General features: G+C 31.2%; 4 protein-coding genes. All 4 read left to right on the forward strand.

What is annotated here, in order from left to right; all coding sequences use genetic code 11:
- Nucleotides 1–466: 466 nt before the first annotated feature.
- Entirely contained in the window at nt 467–1,018 is a 552-nt protein-coding gene (locus CQ058_RS31010) for a MerR family transcriptional regulator (RefSeq protein ID WP_105590254.1), read from the forward strand.
- 54 nt (nt 1,019–1,072) lie between these two features.
- Nucleotides 1,073–1,207, forward strand: coding sequence for a hypothetical protein (locus tag CQ058_RS32640; RefSeq protein WP_258169605.1), 135 nt, complete (start codon nt 1,073–1,075; stop codon nt 1,205–1,207).
- A gap of 34 nt (nt 1,208–1,241) precedes the next feature.
- Nucleotides 1,242–1,520, forward strand: a complete 279-nt coding sequence (locus tag CQ058_RS31015) for a hypothetical protein (protein ID WP_105588370.1) — start codon at nt 1,242–1,244, stop codon at nt 1,518–1,520.
- Nucleotides 1,521–2,141: 621 nt separating this feature from the next.
- Nucleotides 2,142–2,813, forward strand: a complete 672-nt coding sequence (locus tag CQ058_RS31020; protein WP_002205125.1) for a hypothetical protein — start codon at nt 2,142–2,144, stop codon at nt 2,811–2,813.
- Nucleotides 2,814–3,263 lie beyond the last annotated feature (450 nt).

The raw sequence follows: 3,263 nt of genomic DNA on the forward strand, positions 1-3,263 counted from the left end.
GAGTGGACATCCTGGAAATTTTCGTGTACCCACGTTTAAGCTAGGCTCTGCCTAGGCCCAACCCCTAGTTGGGCCCAAAAACCCCTTATGCTCTTCTCTCTTTTCTGATTCAGAATTTCCAATTTTATGAAGTGGTTTATTTTTTGATTGAAATTTACTATGTTAAAAAACAAAAATGTAAATTTAGTTGTGGTTTGTTGCAAGGTTATTAGAAAAATTTTTGTGGCGCGGCCATGGTCTTCGCTATATGGATTAAATAATCATTTATTAAGAAGAAAATGAAGTATGACTTAGAGATGTGAAGAATTCCGTTATTTTCATATGACAGAAGGATATAAACCTTAGTAAAATGAATTAGTAAAAACCTAGGTTTTATACCTAGGTATCAAGGTTGATTTTTTTGAAAATAACCCTTGATATTTAAAAAACTTAGGTTTTTATCTAGGTTTTAAAGGTGGGTAAAAAGATGGATAAAAGTGAAAACCTAGGTGAAGAAAAACCAGGTTATATAGCCATGACTGTTAAAGAAGTTGCATTGTGTTTAGATGAATCGCCAAATGTTATAAGAAATTGGATGAAAGAATTAAGGACATATATTCCTTTAGAGAAAAATGAATCGGGCTATAATGTTTTTAATGAGAAAGCTCTTGAGCAAATGAAGATGGTTAAACAATTACATAGAGAGCAGAATTACTCAATAAAACAAATTGAACATTATTTTGCTACAAATGGGGAAAGTATAAAGCCTATACCTAGTAAAGAAGTTGGAGAAATTTTAGCTGAAGAATTAAAATCATTAAAAAATGAAATTAGTAGACTTAGAGAATATAGTGAGAAACAAGAGGAATTTAATAAATTGTTAATTGAACAACTTCAAAAACAACAAGATTATATTGATAATAAGTTAGAGAAACGTGATCAGAAGTTACTGGAAACAATTAGAGAAGTACAAGAAACAAAATTATTAACGGCAGCTACAAAACCAAAAGGTTTTTTTGCAAAATTATTTGGAAAATGATTTTTTGAGATTGGGTAAAGAATTTATTATTAAAGATTTAAGGAGATAATTAGTATGAATAAAAAGGTGAAAAATTTTAAGTATTTTATGATTATATTAGCTTGTATTGCAGTTTTTGGTATAATTGGTACTTGTTTATTATTTTCTATTACTTATTTTATTGTAAAAAAAGCTATTTTAAGAGGATAAGTTGTTACATTTCTAATGAAAAGGTAGAGGATATATGTTTTTAAAAGCTTCATATTCTGAGTTTATTAATTTTATTATCCTGATTACAGTTATTTTAGTTCTATGGAGATTAAAGGTATGGTCTAATAAAAAATATAATGTTCCTAAAGTATTCAAATGGTTCCCTAAAAGATGGGGGAAACGAAAAATTTTAGAACAGTTTTACCAATCAAAACTTGATGTTGAAGGTAAAGGGATTTGGATTACTTATTATGCTGTAGATTTATATGTTGTAACTATCCCATTACAAGTGAAAAAATATAATACACTTTAATGTTCTGTTTTTTTATTAAGAAGTTTTAAAATACGGTAAGTGAAATTATAGGTATAATTTTATGTGAATATTAAAGTTAAAAAGCTAATTTTCTATGAAAATTAGCTTTTTATTTATTGTTAGCAATAAATAAAAAATGTATTTAGAAGGAATCGTGGTTGCCGCGCATGTGGAATTGCTGAGTCCTGGCGTTTATGCCGCGAAAGTTCCTTGACGATGAGGGGAACCCTCATGCAAACTCGCCAGGGGTGGCCCCAGAAGGGCGGTTTTTGCCCGCTGGGGTTAGCTTTAGGAGTTTGAGGGTTCGGAGGCTCGTGGTCAAGGGAACCGTGGAATAAAAAGCGAGGACGGACCCCAGGACAGGGCAAAAACCAATGTCTTCGCCAAGATTCGTGGTTCTACTGTTAGAAAAAGGCGAATAAGAATATAGCATACATAGAATAAGGGAATGCAGTACAGATCAGCATACAAGCATTCCCTTGCTATAAATATGTCAATTTAAATTTATAAGAGATTTTCAAATTGATTTAGATGGTAATGGTGAAGATGATAGTATTAAAGATATGGTGAAAACGGATGCGAAAAAAGCTTGGTCAACAGTAGCGGGGTGGTTTAATTAACATGAAAAAAAGTATAGATTTTAATAAGAAAGCTTTTGCACATTATATGGCTCTTTATCCTGTAAATGAAATAAGAGTCCACGTAATTGGTCTTGTCCTTTTGGGGGCAGACGTGTTTGTTCTTTTGCCTGCTTTTGCGAATCCTTTTCGATTACTCTATGTATATATAGTAACTCCTCCAGTTATTTTTTTAAATTTGTGGGCGATATGGATTGCTATCAATCCTCGGAAACGACAATTACAATACACTCTATTTCGAGGAGTATATGGCACCATATGTTCAGTCGGATTATTGGTTATAACTCAAAAATATGCCTATGAAGTGTTACAATTACAAACTCCTATCTATTTTATTTTTTCAGTTGGTTTGTATGGTTTTGCTTTGTATTATTTTTATAAAAATCATATTGAAAAACTTCAGGAACCAAGAAAAAAATCAAAATCGTCGAAAGGAACTGGTGGTGTAAAAGTAGCAGCTATTGCAGCTGGATTGGGGCAGTTAATTGCTAATATAATTCTTAGCATTGCAACACAACAGATGGGGGCAATTGTATTTATGTGTGCATGCACAGTGTTTTCGTTTGGTTTGTTTTATATGATTATAGAACTCCATAAGTATTATTATTTACGGAAGCATATAGAAGATGGAGGGAAAATACGTATAGGCTTTTAAAGAGAATTTGTTGAATTTCAAGTATATAATCGCATTCTTCTTATAGTTGGTTAAAGGATAGAAAAAATAGGAGGGAGAGTTAATCTCATGAATGTGGAATTACATTTATATTCATGGATTTTTGACCTCTTTGTTTATAGCTTTTTGAATGTATACTTTTGTTATGTAAATTGAGGATATCAGGTAATTTGGTGAGAAGTCAATATTTCAGAGGATTTGAATGTAAACTAATATGTAAAAGTTTACATTCGTATTTATAATAAAAAAGCACTTTTCAATGTTTCAAAAGTGCTTTAACTTGATGTGACGGAGCCCTAAGTATGTAGAAATTTAAAAAAGTCCCTTCATAAGGCTTAAAGGGACTTTGCTCACACAAATGATCTGCACATCAATTTATCTTTGATATACAGATCATTTGTATGATAATTTTAAAAAATAAGTGCAGAGAAT

It is taken from the genome of Bacillus sp. MYb56, from assembly GCF_002976445.1.
Taxonomy (GTDB): Bacteria; Bacillota; Bacilli; order Bacillales; family Bacillaceae_G; genus Bacillus_A; species Bacillus_A mycoides.